Source organism: Nocardiopsis synnemataformans (assembly GCF_965343085.1).
In the GTDB taxonomy this organism is placed as follows: domain Bacteria; phylum Actinomycetota; class Actinomycetes; order Streptosporangiales; family Streptosporangiaceae; genus Nocardiopsis; species Nocardiopsis alborubida.
Genome location: NZ_CBDRFA010000086.1, coordinates 20773 through 35472 on the forward strand (window position 1 = coordinate 20773; position 14700 = coordinate 35472).

Genomic DNA, 14700 nt, shown 5'->3' on the forward strand with positions numbered 1-14700 from the left:
GGGCGGGCGCGCGCAGGACCGCGCCGCACACGGAGAGGACCAGACCATGACACGGCTCAACAAGATCACCCCCTGCCTGTGGTTCGACACCCGCGCCGAGGAGGCGGCCGACTTCTACGTGGGCCTGTTCGACAACTCGCGCATCCTGCGGGTCCGGCACTTCGGCCCCGAGGGCCCCCGGCCCGCCGACATGGTGCTGACCGTGGACTTCGAGATCGACGGCCAGCAGATCACCGCGCTCAACGGCGGCCCGGAGCTCACCTTCTCCGAGGCGGTCTCCCTCCAGGTGATCTGTGACAGCCAGGAGGAGTCCGACCACTACTGGGCCAGGCTCAGCGAGGGAGGCGAGGAGGGCCAGTGCGGCTGGCTCAGGGACCGCTTCGGCTTCTCCTGGCAGGTCTTCCCGGCCGAGCTCGACGACCTGCTGGCCGACCCCGACCCCGGCCGAGCCGGGCGCGCCATGCAGGCCATGCTCAAGATGGGCCGGATCGACCTGCCCGAGATCCGCCGGGCCGCGGACGCGGCCTGACCCGCGGCGGCCGTCCGCGCCGGGAGGCGGCGGCGCGGGCGGCCGCGTCCGGGATCAGACCCGGATGAGGGACAGGTAGGCGAAGCCGATCGTCTCCCGGGTGCCGCGCAGCCAGAAGTCCCGGTGCCGGTCCGCCCTGGCCCGGACCCCGTCGGCGTCGGGGGAGTCGGGGTTGCGCTCCAGCCACTCCTCCCACCCCCGGGAGTGCCGCGACTCGAAGTCGTCCCACTCCTCCAGGGTGGCCTGCGACAGCGCCCGCAGCCGGAAGCCGTGGGAGAGGGCGAGGTCCACCAGGTCGGGCAGCGACCGGTACTGGGCGCGCGGGATGTCGGTCATGGCCTCCAGCTCCGCGGGCGTAGGCTCGCGTAGCCAGAAGCACTCGCCGAACAGGAACCGGCCGCCGGGCCGGAGCAGGTCGGCGACCGCCTCCAGGGCGTTGGCGGTGTGCGTCACCGGGTCGCCGCCCCACACGTGGCTGGCGCCGTTGTTGACCACCACGTCCGCGTGCGTGCCGGACCAGGTGCCCGCGTCGCCGACCGCGAGTTCGACGCGGTCGGCCAGTCCGCGGGCCCGGGCGTTGGCGCGCCCGTGCTCCACGGACTCCTCGCCGAGGTCGATGCCGAACCCGGTGGCGGCCGGCTCGCTCTCCAGGGCACGCAGCAGCAGCTCGGCCCAGCCGCAGCCGATGTCGACGATCCGCCTGCCCTCCAGGGAGTCCAGGTCGCGGATCAGCCTGGCGGCGTGGGCGTCGGAGAGCGGGCCGTTGAAGTCGGCGTCGCGGTACAGGGGAGGCAGGGGTGGTGTGGTCATCGGGACACTCTGGTGCGGACGCCACCGGCCGTCCACCCGTTTTCGGGGCGCGGAGCCGCCCGTCCCACGAAGGACCCTGCGGGCACGCCGGGGCCCGGACCGGCGGGACTCCGCGACGAGGACCCGCGTTGAGGGCGTCGGTCCGGGTCGGCACAGGAGGCGGTCGGGTATTTCCGGTGCGCCGACGCGGCGACGGCGTCTAGACTGCCGCGCATGATGGCAGTCGCAGTCACGGAGTAGGCGGGCGTCCGCGCCCGCCGCGCGCCGCGCCCTGTCCTGGGAGGACGGGCGGGGCCTGCTCGGCGTACCGCGTGGGCGGAACGGCTTCCCTTCCGTTCTCGGCCCGCCTCGACGCGGGCCCGACCCGATCGGCCATCACACATGAACTCTTCTCGAACTCCCGACGCGCGCCTCGGCCGCCGGGAGCGCCTCACCTCTGCCCGCCGCTGGTGGGCGCTCGCTGCGGTGTCGATGCTCCAGTTCCTCATCGCCGTGGACGTCACGGTCGTCAACATCGCCCTGCCCTCCATCGGCGCCGACCTGGGCGCCGGTCCGCAGGGCCTGACCTGGGTCGTCGCCGGTTACACGCTGGTCGGCGGCGGCCTCCTGCTGCTCGGCGGGCGCGTCTGCGACCTGCTGGGGCGGCGGCGCATGCTGCTCCTGGGCGCCGCCCTGTTCGGCGCGGCCTCGCTCGTCGCGGGCGCGGCGCCGGACCTGCCCTGGCTGTTGGCCGCGCGCTTCGGGCAGGGGGCCGGTGAGGCGCTCGCCTCTCCGGCGGCGATGTCGCTGATCGCCATGCTCTTCCCGGCCCCCCGGGAGCGCGCCAGGGCGCTCGGTGTCTGGGGCGCGATCTCCAGCTCCGGCCTGGTCGGCGGGGTGCTGCTGTCCGGCGTGATTACCGAGCTGCTGCACTGGCGGTGGATCTTCCTGGTCAACCTCCCCGTCGTCGCCGTGGTCCTGGTCGCGGTCCCGCTGCTGGTCGCGCCCGACCGCGTTCGCGGCGCAGCGCGGAGGCCCCGGGGCCCGGCCACCGCGCCTGGCACCGGACGGTGCCGCCCCGACGTCCTCGGCGGGGTGCTGCTGACGGCCGGTCCGCTGGCCCTGGTGCACGGAGTGCTCCAGGCGGCGGAGCACCCCTGGACGGAGCCGCGGGTGTTCGTCCCCGTGCTCGCGGGCGCCGCGGCGATGGGGCTGTTCGTCCTCGTCGAGGCCAGGTCGCGCAACCCGCTGGTGCCGCTGTCCTTCTTCGCCGACCGGACCAGGCTGGTCGCCAACGGGGCGACGGTGCTGCTCAGCGCGGCGCTGTCGACCTCCTTCCTGCTGGTGACGCTCTACCTCCAGCACGTGCTGGGGTTGAGCCCCTTGCAGGCGGGGCTGGCGTACGTGCCGTTCTGCGCGGCGATCCTGGTCTCGGCGACCGTGGTCGGCCGGGTCATCGACGCCCTCGGCGTCTCCGGGGCGGCGATCGCGGGCCTGCTGTCGGCCGCTGCCGGAACCGCCTGGCTGTCGCGGCTGCCGGTCGACGGCGACCTGTGGACCGACGCCATGCCCGGCATGGTCCTGGTCGGCGTCGGCATGGGCGTCGGTCTCATCGCCCTGCAGAACACCGCCCTGCACGGGGTGACCGAGGCCGACGCGGGGGTCGCCTCCGGCGTCCAGCGCTCGGTCGACCAGCTCGGCGGGGCCACCGGCATGGCCGTTCTCGTCGGCACGGCCGTCGCCGCGGGCGCCTCCGGAGACGTCGCCGCCTCCGTGGAGGGCTACCGCACCGCCTTCACCTGGGCGACCGTCGGCGTCCTGCTCGCCACCGCCGGTGTCGCCCTGTCCGCATGGCGGCCCGTCCGCGCCTGATCAGCGCTGCACCCTCCGGGGCCGCCTGTTCCGCGGCGGCCCCGGAGGCTCTGTCCAGCGGGTCCCTGACGCGGTGACCGCGAAGGCTCACCGGCCCGCTCCTTGCGCCGTGATCACCGGGGGTTGAGCCCCTCACGCGCGCAGAACTCACGGAAAACCCAGTAGCGGGTCACCGCAATGCGCAGTCCCCGCAGTACCCCGCGCCCGGAATCCGGTAGTACAGGCAGCACGTGGTGCGCCGGAACACCCCCAGCCCCGAGGCGTCCACCCCGGTGTGACCGCCGGTCCCGGCCAGGGACGGACGCCCCAGCAGGTCCGCGGCCACCTCCTCGGCCCGCGCGCGCACCGCGGGCCGGTCCGCGCCCAGGGCGCGCACGGCCCCGGCCAGGGCGGCGGCGGTGTTGCCCCGCAGCAGCCCCGGCGCCACCCTGCCCACCCCGGCCAGTCCCCGTGCCGCACGCACCAGGACGCCGAGGACCACCGTGCGCTCGACCCAGTCGGCCAGTTCCGCCGTCCCGCCGGTCGTCGTCGCGGCCCCGTCCTGCGAGGTGCGCAGCACCACCGGCCCCTCCCGGTGCGGGTCCCAGTGGAAGCGCGCCGCGTCCACCAGCACCCCGTGGCACAGCCCGGCCGCCAGCACCGGTGACAGCAGCCGCGTCGCCAGCCCCTGCTGGAACACTGACGCCGCCACCCGCCACTCCACCACCGCGTCCGGCCGTCCCGCCAACTCCGCCAGGCGGTCACGCACACGCTCCACCTCGGCCGCGAGGACGCGGGACGCCAGCGCCTCGCGGCCTCCCAACGGCAGCCACCCCGGGCCGGGAGGGGCCGTCTCCACGGCGAACATCATGTTGACCCGGCCGACCTGCGCCAGGACCGGCCGCACCGCCGTCGTCCCCGCTCCGCCCACCCCCGTACCCGCCTTTCTCCCCCCGGCCGTGCCCGAGTGGTGCCAGCACCACCGGCACTCCACGTGCTGATGGGTTCGTGCCTTCCGGCCGCCGAACCTAGATTGGTTGCGTGACCGGTCAGAGCACGCGCGCCAGCGCCAGGAACGGCGGGAGAGGGGGGTTCCCCACCGCCCTCGCCGGTCTGCCCCGCGTGGCCGAAGCCTACGGGTCCGGCTGGCGTGTGCGCGTGGTCGAGGTCCTGCACCTGATGACCTCGCTGGCCCTGGCCCTGTGCTACCTGGTGCCCGCGTTCATGCTGGTCGCCTCGGCCACCTGGGCCGGCTTCGCGGTCTCCGGCCCCTGGCTGCCCGAGGTGTCCCGGCTCGTCCCCGACCGGATGCTCTCGGACTCGCTCTCCTTCCTGGTCGGCCTCCCCGCCCTGGCGACCCTGCTGGCCCGCCTGTCCTGCCGGGTCCAGCGCAACCGGCTGGACACCGTGTTCGGGATCGTGGAGACCAGCCCGCCCGACCCCCTGGCCCACGACAAGCCGCTCGTGCGCACCTGGCGGTTCGTGTTCGGCCGCGACGCCTGGTCGGCGGTCGTCTACAGCACCGTCGCCGGGTTCCACGGCCTGCTGGCCGGGGGCGTGGTGGTGGCGCTGGTGGTGTGCGGCGGGGCGTCGGTCGTGGGCGCCCTGATCGGCATCGTGTTCGTGCTGGTGCTGGGCTCCCCCGGTGACCTGGTCGGCCCCCTGGTCCTGGTCGTGTTCGGGCCGCTGTGCGCCCTCGTCGGGCTGCGCCTGGCCCCCTACATGGTCGCCACCGAAGTCCTTCTGCACCGCAGGCTGCTGTTCGAGGCGCCCGAGGTGCGCATCCGCCGCCGCCTGATCCACGTCCAGGACAGCCGCCTGCGCATGGTGGACGCCGCCGAGGCCGAGCGCCGCCGCATCGAACGCGACCTGCACGACGGTGCCCAGCAGCGCCTGCTCGCCCTGACCATGACCCTGACCCGGGCGCGCTCGCGCGTGGCCACCGACCCCGACACGGCCCTGGATTTGATCACCGAGGCCCAGCGCGAGTCCCGGGAGGTCATGGACGAGCTGCGCCAGGTGGCGCGCGGGCTCCATCCCCGGGTCCTGACCGACCACGGACTGGGCGCGGCCCTGCCCGTGGCCGCCGGGCGCGCCCCGGTTCCCGTGCGGGTGGACGTCGAGTTCGAGGAACGCCCCTCCCCGCGCGCCGAGGGCGTGGCCTACTACGTGGCCTGTGAGGCGCTCGCCAACGTCGCCAAGCACTCCGGCGCCACCGCGGTCACCGTGGCCGCGGAGCGGGTGGCGCGCCCCGCCCGAAACGGCGGCGACCTGCTGCGGCTCACCGTCACCGACGACGGCTCCGGAGGGGCCGAGCCCGGGGCGGGCACGGGCCTGAACGGCCTGTGGGACCGCGTGGACGCGGTCGACGGCGTCCTGACCATCCACAGCCCGGCCGGTGAGGGCACCGTCCTGACCGCCGACATCCCTTGGGAGGCATGACCGTGTACACCGGTGCGAACCCCGTCCAGCTCGAGGAGAGGGGGCCCAGGGTGGTCATCGCCGAGGACTCGGTGCTGCTGCGCAGCGGGATGGCCCGCCTGCTGGAGGACGCGGGGGTGGAGATCGTCGAGCAGGTCGGCGACGCCGACGCGCTGATGCGGGCGGTGGAGGAGCACCCCGACGTGGACCTGTGCCTGGTCGACATCCGCATGCCGCCCACCTACTCCGAGGAGGGCATCCAGGCGGGTATCGCCATCCGCCAGAAGTACCCGGAGGTGGCGGTGCTGCTGCTGTCCCAGCACGTGGTCAGCCGCTACGCCGCCGATCTGCTCGGCAGCGGTGCCAGCAAGGTCGGTTACCTGCTCAAGGACCGGGTCGCCGACATCGACGAGTTCCTGTCGGTGCTGCGCAGGGTCGCCGGGGGCGGTGCCGCCATCGACCCGGAGGTGGTCTCGCAGCTGCTCAGCCGCCGACGGGACAACGCCCTGACGCGGCTCACCCCCCGTGAGACCGAGGTGCTGGAGCTCATGGCGCAGGGGCTGAACAACGCGGGCGTGGCCTCGCGGCTGACCGTCACCGAACGCGCCGTGGAGAAGCACATCCGCTCGATCTTCACCAAGCTCGACCTGGGCCACGACGACCACGACCACCGCAGGGTGCAGGCCGTGCTGCGCTACCTGCGCGGCGCGGACCGGGACTGACCGCGGACACCAGAGGGGGCGCGAGCCCAGCGAGGAAGGAAAGACAGTGACATTCAAGGCACGGGGCCTGTACGCCTCGTCGAGCAAGGAGCCGCGCAGGTTCCGCGTGGGCCCGTGGCTGCTTCTGGGCGCGGTGCTGGTGCTGGGAGTGGTGGTGGCGACCGCCGTCTCGGTCCTGGGCAACGTCGGTGTGGACCGCGGCAGCCGCAGCGACGCCTACGACGCGCCCCAGGCCGTGGAGATCGAGAACGACACCGGCGGCGACGTCGTCCTCACCGGCGGCTCCGAGCGGGTGCAGGTGGAGCGCACCCTGCGCGCCACCCCCCTCACCAAGCCGGTGGAGGTCATCGAGGAGGACGACGGCGCCCTACAGGTAGAGGCCGAGTGCCTGGGCGTGCTGTTCTTCGATGGCTGCCGGATCGACTACGAGGTCGCGGTCCCGGTGGGGACCGCGGTGACAGTGGAGACGGTCAGCGGCCGGATCAGCGTGGAGAACGTCGACGGCGAGCTGGAGCTGGGCAGCGTCAGCGGCGAGGTGAGGGTGGACGGCAACAGCGGCGACGTCACCGCCGAGTCCATCGGCGGCACGATCGACGTGACCGGGGTGGAGGGTGACCTGGTCGCCGAGACCACCAGCGGTCGGATCACCGCCGAGGGAACGGGTGAGAACCTCCAGGCCGCGAGCACGTCCGGTGACGTGGACGTGTCCGGGTTCAGCGCGCGGACGGTCGTGGCCGAGTCCACCAGCGGCGGCGTCCAGGTGGGCGGGGGCTTCACCGAGGCGCAGGTCTCCACGGTCTCGGGGGGCATCGGGGTCGTCACCGACGACGCCTTCGACCTGCTGAGTCTGGAGAGCGTCAGCGGCGGTGTCGACGTGCGGGTGCCCGAGGGCGTCTACGAGGTCACCGGGGAGTCCGCGTCCGGGCAACGCCACGTGGACGTGGACACCTCCCCGGAGGGGGACGCCCGTATCCAGGCCGACACCGTCAGCGGCACCCTGAGCGTCACGTCGGGTTAGGTCGGCCCGCTCCGGCGCGCTCGAAGCGCAGTGCCGCCCAGTCCGAGTCGATCGGCACCTGGGCGGTACCGCGCCACCCCGAGTCCAGGAGCGGGTCCCAGCCCCGGTCCGCGGCCAGGTCGGTGATGATGGTGCCGCCGCGCCGGGGATAGCACGCCCACAGACGGGTGCGCGGTCCCACCACGTCCAGGACGCGGGGCGCCTCGCGGCCCACGGTGCCCCGGTCCAGGGCGAACAGGTGCACGTCGTCGTAGTCGGCTCCCTCGATGGGGCCCAGGTCGATGTGGATGTCGGGGGGCGGTTCCAGCAGCCGCAGGTAGCGCTCGGGGGCGTTGAGGACGAGCAGCCGGTCGCCGGGGCGCACCCCGAGCCTCTGGGCGAGAGTGCCTGGGTTGTCCGACATGTCCCCCTCCGTTCGTGGCCTGCGGGCGCCCTCGCCCGTCTCCTGGCCACCGTACGGTCCGGAGCCGGGGAAACCGAGTACCTTCCCCGCCCGCACCCCGACATGGCCGTGTTTTTTAGGATGTTCCCATGACAGATGAAAACGGCGTACTGCGCTGGGGCGTGCTCGGGACCGGCGGCATCGCGCACTCCTTCGCCGAGGCGCTCGGGTCCACCCCCACGGCCCGGCTCACCGCGGTCGGCTCGCGCACCCCGGATCGGGCCGAGGAGTTCGGCCGGTCCTGGGACGTCCCCGAACGCCACGGCAGCTACGAGGACCTGGCCCAGAGCCCGAACGTGGACGCCGTGTACGTGGCCACCCCCCACCCCTGGCACCACCCCAACACCCTGACCTGCCTCAGGGCGGGCAAACACGTCCTGGTCGAGAAGCCCATGGCGATGAACGCCCTCCAGGTCTCGCAGATGGTCGAGGCGGCCCGCGAGGGCGGCCTCTTCCTGATGGAGGCGATGTGGACGCGCTACCTGCCCGCCTCCCGCCTGGTTCGCGAACTGGTGGAGGACGGCGCGATCGGCGAGGTGCGCTGGCTCTCGGCCGAGTTCGGCTTCAACGCCCCCTACGACCCCGACCACCGCCTCTTCAACGCCGACCTGGGCGGCGGCGCCCTGCTCGACCTGGGCGTGTACCCGCTGGCCTTCGCCTCCCAGCACCTGGGCGAGCTGACCGTGGTGGGCGCCACCCGCCACCTGTCGCCCGACCGGATGGTGGACACCGCCACCACCGTGCTCGTGCGCGGCGAGAACGGGGGCACCGGCTCGCTGTCGTGCGCCTCGCGGACCACGCTGCCCAACCGGGGAGTGCTGGCCGGGACGAAGGGGCGGCTGGAGATCCCGAGCTTCTGGATGGCCACCGACGTGGTGCTGCACCGCGACGGCCACGAGCCGGAGGCGTTCTCCCGCCCCTTCCGCGCCAACGGCTACGAGTACGAGGCCGAGGAGGTCGCGCGGTGCGTGGCCGCCGGCGAGCGGGAGAGCCCCGACATGCCCTGGGCCGAGAGCCTGCGCCTGGCCCGGATCATGGACCAGATCCGCGACGTGGGCAGCCTGGTCTACAGCCCGGCCACGGTCAAGGCCGTGCCCCTGGCATGAACCCGGCCGCTCCCTCCCTCTCCCTCTTGGGAGCGATCCCATACGCGGGTTCCCCGGCGCCCGCGGGAAGGTCCCCACCTTCCTGCGGGCGCCGCCGCGTGTGCAGGAGGCGTCCGGCGGTGGCCCGCGCCAGGGCGGGCACGCTCATGCGGACCACCATCAGCAGGGCGTCGCGGGGGCCGACCTCGTGGGCGAAGTAGTCGTCGAGCGCGAGGTGGCCGCTGCGGGGCCGGGTGCCGTAGATCCGGCCGTCGAACACGCGGTAGGCGTCGTGGACGAGCAGCGTGTCGGGGTCCAGGTTCGGCCCGTCGCCCAGCCACTCGGCGGCCTCGCCCGCGACGCGCCGGACCCGAACGGGGAGGGGCCGGAGCTCGTTGGGGAAGACGCGCGCGTCGCCCAGGCTCTGGCGCCATGCGGCGTAGACGGCCGGGTGACGGGTGCGCAGGACGACGTAGGTGGTCCGGAGCGGGTGGGCGAGGATCTCGCGGGCCAGGAAGTGGGTCATCAGGGCCGCGGACAGGCCCGAGCGGCGGTGGGCGGGGACCACACCCGCCGCGTCCAGGTACACGGCGCGCCGGGAGGCGAAGCGGCGGCGATGGTAGCCGCCCCAGCCGACGGGGGAGCCGTCGGGGCCCAGGATCAGTGCCAGGGAGGAGACCTGGTCGAAGAACCCCGCGTCGATCCGGGCGCGCCAGTAGGACGAGTGGTCGGCGCCGAAGGCCCGTGCGGCCAGGTCGCGCAGGACGCGGTGCAGGCGTTCCCGGCAGGGCGGTGACAGGGCCGCGGGGGAGTCCCAGCGGGCGAGGCGGTAGCCGGGGCACAGGTCCCGGACGGTGGGCGGCGCGCTCAGGTCGCGCAGTTCGGGGCCGTGGTCGTGGACGGTCACCTGCACCACTACTTTCACTACTCTCCGGAAGTAAACGACTCCCTAAAGTAGTGGTTTTGGCGCGCGTTCGGGCGAACTCCGCCCGATCAGGAGAAGGTCGGGCTACGATTGCCGCACAGGGATTTCCCACGAGGGGTAGGCGGGTATGTGCGCACAACCGGTACCGGACTGGCTCTTCCCTCCGGACAGAGGCTTCAGAGCCGAGGACTTGGACTCTATACCTGACCTGCCCCCCCATACAGAACTGATCGACGGAAGCCTCGTTCTCGTGAGCCCCCAGAAGGTGTTCCACAGCGCATTGCTGGATGTGCTCGTGGCTGGACTGTATTCCTCGACTCCGTCCAGGTACCGCGTGCGTCGCGAGATCTCCCTGACTCTGGCACCCAGCCAAAGGCCGGAGCCGGATCTCATGGTTGTCGAGGCCGAGAGTTCCACAGGCAAGGACCAGACAGGTTACACACCGGAGTCTGTGTTGCTTGTCGTTGAGGTGGTTTCGCCCGAATCAGCAGTACGTGACCGAAAGCGAAAGCCCCTTCTGTATGCAGAAGCAGGCATTCCTCACTTCTGGCGCGTTGAGGACAATGATGGCGATCCTGTTGTCTACGTCTATGAGCTGGATCAGGTGAAGACGTGCTATGTCCCGATGGGAATCCACCACGGGCGTTTGAAGGTGGAACAGCCCTACCCCATTGACGTCGATCTCAGTGAGGTGCAGCGGCGCATCTGAGATCCTCAGGTCCGACACGCCGCGCGGCCGAACCTCTCCGAGAGGCGGGACATGTGCTCGCGCAGTTCGGCGGGCTCCTCCACCTCCATCTCCACGTCGAGCATGCCCAGGTAGCAGGCCATGTGAAGCAGCGAGTCCCCGGAGCACACCAGCACGCACGAGTGCTCGTCCACCGGTTCGATCCGTCCGAAGCCCGCCGCCGTGCGCTCGGCCTCCCGCGCAGGGACCAACAGCCTGATCCGCGCCTGCACGGGCCACATGTGCACGTCGATGCGCTCCCGGAGGTAGGCGGCGACCCCCTGCTCGGGCGGGTCGCGCGGGGGCACCCGGGGACCGGTCGGCGTGAGCGGGCGCATCCGGTCCACCCGGAAGGTGCGCCAGTCGTCGCGTTCGGTGTCCCAGGCCACCAGGTACCAGCGCCGCCCGCGCGCGACCAGCCGGTGGGGCTCCACCACCCGGCGCGAGGCGCTGCCGTCGTGGCGCTCGTAGTCGAAGCGCAGCCGCTCGCTGTCCCGGCAGGTGGCGGCCACCAGCGCCAGAACGTCGGCGTCGACCGTGGGCCCGTCGGAGGGCATGGGGACGGTGAAGGCGCCCAGGGCGTCCACCCGGCGCCGCAGCCGCGAGGGCAGCACCTGCAACAGCTTGGCCAGGGCGCGCACCGAGGTCTCCTCGATCCCCGACACCCCGCCCTGGGCCGCGGTGCGCAGCCCCACCGCGACCGCCACGGCCTCGTCGTCGTCCAGCAGCAGCGGCGGCAGGGCGGCGCCCGCGCCGAGCTGGTAGCCGCCCCCGGTGCCCATGGTGGCCTGGATGGGATAGCCCAGTTCGCGGAGGCGGTCCACGTCGCGGCGGACGGTGCGCGGACTCACCTCGAGGCGGTCGGCGAGTTCGCCGCCCGGCCAGTCCTTGCGGGTCTGGAGCAGGGACAGCAGGCGCAGCAGGCGCGCGGAGGTCGCTCTCATGAGCGCAGTGTGCCAGGAGTGGAGGACGGTTTCGGTCCTCCACTCCTGCCACCGGCCGGTCGGGCGGAATGCTCGGGGCGGGGGAGTGGCACCTCAGCGGGTCACGGCGACCGCCTCCACCTCGACCAGCTGGTCCTCGTAGCCGAGCACGGACACCCCGAGCAGGGTGCCGGGCGCGTCGTGCTCGCCCATGTGCGAGCGCACCACCTTCCAGGCCGCCACCAGGTCCTCCTGGCGGCTGGAGGCGACGTAGATCGTGGTCTTGACGACGTCGGTCAGGTCGGCGCCGGCGTCGTTCAGGGCGGTGCGCAGGTTACGCATGACCTGTTCGGCCTGGCCCGCGTAGTCGCCGACCGCGACGGTGCGGCCGTCCTCGTCGAGCGGGCAGGCGCCCGCGGTCCACACCACGCGCGCGGGCGCCTGGGCCGTGGCGGCGTAGGCGTACTCCACGGCGTCGGTCAGGGTCTGGCTGCGGATCAGTCGGACGGCGCTCATCGGGCTCCCGGAGTCGTGTCGGTCGGCGGCACCCCGACCAACGAGCGGGCGCGGGCCGCGGGTTCCGGTTCTGCCCAGGGCAGAGGCGCGGCCTCCCCCGACAGGAGGGGGCGAACCCGGTCGGCGCTCGGCCGCACCGGTTCCGCCGACACGTGCCGCCCACTCAGACCCGGTCGGGGATCAGGACGCTCAGGCAGGTCACACACGCCTCCAGCTTCTCGAACTCGGAGATGTCCACCGGCAGCACCCGCCACCGGTCGGCACTCAGTTGGTGGATCGTCTCGTGCGCCGCGGCGCTGACCAGCACGTCGCGCCCGCCCAGGGGCAGCACGTGCGCGCCCCGCTCCTCGGTCGCCCGGCGCACCGGAGGCAGCGCGTCGGCCTCCACCAGCTCGGGCAGGCCCACGAGCGTGCCGTCGGGCAGCGCGGTCACCGCCGACTTCAGGTGCAGCGCCGCGCCCAGACCCACGCGCACGACCTCCCGGCCCAGCGGCTTGAGCAACTGTTCGAGCTGGGCGGCGCCCTCGGCGTCGGTGCGCCCGCCCACCCCCACGTAGACGGTCGAGCCCACCTGGAGCACGTCACCGCCGTGCAGGGTCCCGGGCGCCTCGATCCGCGCCACCCGCAGGCCGAGCGTGCGCGCCACCGCCTCGACCGCCTCCACCTCGCCGCGGCGCTCCTGCGCGCCGGGACGGGTCAGGACCGCCAGGTCCTCGCACACCACCACGGTGTCCTCCACGAACACCGCGTCGGGGTGCTCGGGCGCCGGTTCGACCTCGCACACCCGCCATCCGGCCGAGGCGACGGCCTCCTGGTAGATCGTGTACTGGCGCGCGGCCAGGACCGGGTCCACCTCCGCGCGGGGGACGTGGGTGACGATGCCCCGTGCCAGGTCGGGGCCGGGGCGGCGCATCAGGGCGACCCCGTAGTAGGTGTATCCGTCCATGTACACGTCCTCCAGGGGTGCGGCACCGGGATCTGGGAAGAGCACAACCTATCGCGCACCCGTACCCGTTTTCCGGACGCGGCACGCGGGTCGTTCGGCTTGTTCGCCGGAGCGGGCGGGGGCAGGGTGGTGGTCATGGACGTGATCATTGTCGGCGGCGGGATCGTGGGGACGAGCGCGGCGTTCCACCTGGCCAGGAAGGGTGTGTCCACCGCGTTGGTGGACGCCTCGCACCCCGGGCAGGCCACGGCCGCCGGGCTGGGGGTGGTCTTCCCCTGGCCGCTGCCGTGGGACGAGCCGCCGGTGTGGGACTTCAAGGCCCGCGCGGCCGAGCACTACCCGCGACTGATGGCCGAGCTGGCCGAGGACGGTCAGGCCACCGGCTACGAGATGGTCGGGGGCCTGTCCGTGGACCGCGAGGGGGACGACGCCGGGTTCGACCTGCTGCGCACCCTGTCCGAGCGCCCGGAGTTCGCGACGATGGGCGCGGTGGAGCGCCTGGCCCCGGGCGAGCCACGCGAGCGGTTCCCGCTGCTGCCCGAGCCCTACGGCGGGGTGTTCGTGGAGGGCATGGCCCGGCTGAACGGGGCGGCGGCGCGGGTCGCCCTGTTCAACGCGGCCGAGGAGCGGGGGCTGCGCTACTTCAAGGGGGAGTCGCGCCTGCTGTGGGACGGCCGCCGGGTGAGCGGTGTGCGGGTGGGCAGCGAGGAGCTGGAGGCGCCCGTGGTCGTGGTGGCCGCGGGCGCGTGGTCGGCCGGGCTGCTCGCCACCGCCGGTGTGGACCTGCCCGTGCACCCGGTGCGCGGGCAGGTGACGCGCTTCGCGCTGCCGGGGCGCGACACCCGCGCCTGGCCGGTGGTGCGGTTCGGCGAGCGCGGGTACTTCGTGTCGGCCTTCGGCCCCGACCGGGTGGTCACCGGCGGCACGTGGGAACCGGAGGCCGGGTTCGACCGACGGGTGACGGCGTCGGGCCTGCTGCACAACCTCTCCACCGCGGTCGAGGTGCTGCCCGAACTGGCGGACGCCACGGTGGTGGAGACGCGGGTGGGGTTGCGGCCGTGCACGCACGACGGACGGCAGCTGCTGGGCCCCGTGGAGCGACTGCCCGGTGTGGTGGTGGCGACCGGTCTGGGCAGCGAGGGGCTGACCTTCGGGCCCTTCCAGGGCCTGGTCGCGGCCCGGCTGGCCATGGGAGAGGACCCCGGTGTGGACCTGTCCCCCTTCCGGCCCGACCGTCCCATGACCCCCGCCTGACCCCTCCCGGCTGCGGGAGCGGCCCGGACCGGTCGGCCACCCCGAACGCGGGGGAGGCCCCGTCCGTACCCGGCGGGATCCGGAAGGGAGTTGAGTAGCGGTACTCAGGCGCGTGTCCGGGGGAGCCGACAGCATGGACGCATGAACACCTACACCGTTCCTGTGGACTGTTCGGGAGTGACCCCGTTCAGCCGCGCGCCCCGAACGGTCTTGGGCGGCTGGGACTCGGCTTTCGCATCCGGGTGGCGGCACGCATCCCGTGCGCGGTCCATCCCGGAAGGGCCGGTTCCCTCACGACCCGGCCATGTGGGCGTGGCCAGAGGCGACGGGGAGGCCCCAGACCATCTCACTGGTGGTAAGGGGGCCCCGCACGCTGGCACCACACCCGGCGTCCCAGATCGCACACACATAGTAGCCACACCAGGTTGGCGATAGCAAAACTACCAGCAGATCCCCATCTGGAACGGCGAGCAGCCCGTCCCGCGCCCCTGAGCGGGACGGGCCCGGGGGGGGGGGGGGGGGGGGGGGGGGGGGGGGGGTCGGGGGGGGGGG

At 73.4% G+C, this 14700-nt stretch carries 15 protein-coding genes; 8 read left to right on the forward strand and 7 right to left on the reverse strand.

The genetic code is table 11. From position 1 onward, the window contains the following. Positions 1 to 46 precede the first annotated feature (46 nt). Positions 47 to 529: a VOC family protein gene (locus ACSIH6_RS33685; RefSeq protein WP_435112398.1), complete on the forward strand. Its 483-nt coding sequence runs from the start codon at positions 47 to 49 to the stop codon at positions 527 to 529. A 54-nt stretch (positions 530 to 583) separates the two neighbouring features. Here the strand turns inward: ACSIH6_RS33685 and ACSIH6_RS33690 are convergent, their stop codons facing one another. Next, positions 584 to 1339: an SAM-dependent methyltransferase gene (locus ACSIH6_RS33690; protein WP_435112399.1), complete on the reverse strand. Its 756-nt coding sequence runs from the start codon at positions 1337 to 1339 to the stop codon at positions 584 to 586. Between the two features lie 381 nt (positions 1340 to 1720). On the opposite strand from ACSIH6_RS33690, the gene ACSIH6_RS33695 reads away from it, so the two are divergent. Beyond that, complete coding sequence (locus ACSIH6_RS33695; RefSeq protein ID WP_435112400.1) at positions 1721 to 3190, forward strand: MFS transporter; 1470 nt, start codon at positions 1721 to 1723, stop codon at positions 3188 to 3190. Between the two features lie 169 nt (positions 3191 to 3359). Here ACSIH6_RS33695 and ACSIH6_RS33700 read toward each other — a convergent pair whose 3' ends face one another. Further along, positions 3360 to 4076, reverse strand: a complete 717-nt coding sequence (locus tag ACSIH6_RS33700; RefSeq protein WP_435112401.1) for a (2Fe-2S)-binding protein — start codon at positions 4074 to 4076, stop codon at positions 3360 to 3362. 215 nt (positions 4077 to 4291) lie between these two features. Between ACSIH6_RS33700 and ACSIH6_RS33705 the strand changes: the two genes are divergently transcribed. The 3 genes from ACSIH6_RS33705 to ACSIH6_RS33715 are packed head-to-tail and all read left to right on the forward strand — an operon-like array spanning position 4292 to position 7330. Further along, positions 4292 to 5611, forward strand: coding sequence for a sensor histidine kinase (locus ACSIH6_RS33705; protein WP_435112411.1), 1320 nt, complete (start codon positions 4292 to 4294; stop codon positions 5609 to 5611). Then, positions 5608 to 6312 (forward strand): response regulator transcription factor, encoded by a 705-nt coding sequence (locus ACSIH6_RS33710; protein WP_435112402.1) that lies wholly within the window; start codon positions 5608 to 5610, stop codon positions 6310 to 6312. Before ACSIH6_RS33705 ends, ACSIH6_RS33710 begins: the two co-directional genes overlap by 4 nt. 46 nt (positions 6313 to 6358) lie before the next feature. Next, positions 6359 to 7330 carry a DUF4097 family beta strand repeat-containing protein gene (locus ACSIH6_RS33715; RefSeq protein WP_435112403.1) on the forward strand — a complete coding sequence of 324 codons (972 nt, stop codon included), beginning with the start codon at positions 6359 to 6361 and terminating at the stop codon, positions 7328 to 7330. On the opposite strand, the gene ACSIH6_RS33720 is transcribed toward ACSIH6_RS33715, so the two are convergent. Continuing rightward, positions 7317 to 7733: a hypothetical protein gene (locus ACSIH6_RS33720; RefSeq protein ID WP_435112404.1), complete on the reverse strand. Its 417-nt coding sequence runs from the start codon at positions 7731 to 7733 to the stop codon at positions 7317 to 7319. The two genes, ACSIH6_RS33715 and ACSIH6_RS33720, sit on opposite strands and share 14 nt — an antisense overlap. A gap of 128 nt (positions 7734 to 7861) precedes the next feature. On the opposite strand from ACSIH6_RS33720, the gene ACSIH6_RS33725 reads away from it, so the two are divergent. Beyond that, positions 7862 to 8878: a Gfo/Idh/MocA family protein gene (locus ACSIH6_RS33725; RefSeq protein WP_435112405.1), complete on the forward strand. Its 1017-nt coding sequence runs from the start codon at positions 7862 to 7864 to the stop codon at positions 8876 to 8878. On the opposite strand, the gene ACSIH6_RS33730 is transcribed toward ACSIH6_RS33725, so the two are convergent. Then, positions 8856 to 9773 (reverse strand): GNAT family N-acetyltransferase, encoded by a 918-nt coding sequence (locus ACSIH6_RS33730; RefSeq protein WP_435112412.1) that lies wholly within the window; start codon positions 9771 to 9773, stop codon positions 8856 to 8858. The genes ACSIH6_RS33725 and ACSIH6_RS33730 overlap by 23 nt on opposite strands. Positions 9774 to 9909: 136 nt before the next feature. Between ACSIH6_RS33730 and ACSIH6_RS33735 the strand changes: the two genes are divergently transcribed. After that, positions 9910 to 10491: a Uma2 family endonuclease gene (locus ACSIH6_RS33735; RefSeq protein ID WP_435112406.1), complete on the forward strand. Its 582-nt coding sequence runs from the start codon at positions 9910 to 9912 to the stop codon at positions 10489 to 10491. A gap of 5 nt (positions 10492 to 10496) precedes the next feature. On the opposite strand, the gene ACSIH6_RS33740 is transcribed toward ACSIH6_RS33735, so the two are convergent. From ACSIH6_RS33740 to ddaH, 3 genes are all read right to left on the reverse strand, one after another. Next, positions 10497 to 11453: a helix-turn-helix transcriptional regulator gene (locus ACSIH6_RS33740; protein ID WP_435112407.1), complete on the reverse strand. Its 957-nt coding sequence runs from the start codon at positions 11451 to 11453 to the stop codon at positions 10497 to 10499. 93 nt (positions 11454 to 11546) lie between these two features. Next, positions 11547 to 11948: a RidA family protein gene (locus ACSIH6_RS33745; protein ID WP_435112408.1), complete on the reverse strand. Its 402-nt coding sequence runs from the start codon at positions 11946 to 11948 to the stop codon at positions 11547 to 11549. 163 nt (positions 11949 to 12111) lie between these two features. Beyond that, positions 12112 to 12894: a dimethylargininase gene (gene ddaH, locus ACSIH6_RS33750; RefSeq protein ID WP_435112409.1), complete on the reverse strand. Its 783-nt coding sequence runs from the start codon at positions 12892 to 12894 to the stop codon at positions 12112 to 12114. A gap of 135 nt (positions 12895 to 13029) precedes the next feature. Between ddaH and ACSIH6_RS33755 the strand changes: the two genes are divergently transcribed. Continuing rightward, the gene (locus ACSIH6_RS33755) at positions 13030 to 14148 is read left to right on the forward strand and encodes an NAD(P)/FAD-dependent oxidoreductase (RefSeq protein ID WP_435112410.1); all 1119 of its coding nucleotides are present in this window, start codon (positions 13030 to 13032) and stop codon (positions 14146 to 14148) included. Positions 14149 to 14700 lie beyond the last annotated feature (552 nt).